General features: G+C 76.0%; 1 protein-coding gene. It reads right to left on the bottom strand.

Going from position 1 to position 296, the window contains the following annotated elements; genetic code table 11:
• Positions 1-296 (bottom strand): phosphopantetheine-binding protein (locus A7A76_RS06670; protein WP_206410454.1); only part of this gene is annotated, 296 nt, incomplete at both ends.

Here is a 296-nt window from a genome sequence, read left to right as displayed (position 1 = left end):
GCAGTAGCGGCCAGGCGCGAGGCCAGCGCCTGCGGCGTCGGCGCGGCGAACACCGCGCCGGCGTCGAGGCTCAGGCCGCGCTGGCGCAGCCGTTCGACCATGCCGATGGCCTTGAGCGAATGGCCGCCGAGGGCGAAGAAATTGTCGTGGCGTCCGACCCGCTCGACGCCCAGCGCTTGCTGCCACACCTCGGCGATGGCCTGCTCGGTCGCGCCCTGCGGCGGCTCGTAGCCGCGCACCGCCAGCGCGCCGGCGTCGGGCGCCGGCAAGGCGCGCCGGTCGAGCTTGCCGTTGGG

The sequence above is a fragment of the Lysobacter enzymogenes genome (genome assembly GCF_017168095.1).
Classification (GTDB): Bacteria; Pseudomonadota; Gammaproteobacteria; order Xanthomonadales; family Xanthomonadaceae; genus Lysobacter; species Lysobacter enzymogenes_D.
Note: the sequence above shows the minus strand (reverse complement) of the source record. Positions and strands in the feature narration are given on the sequence as shown.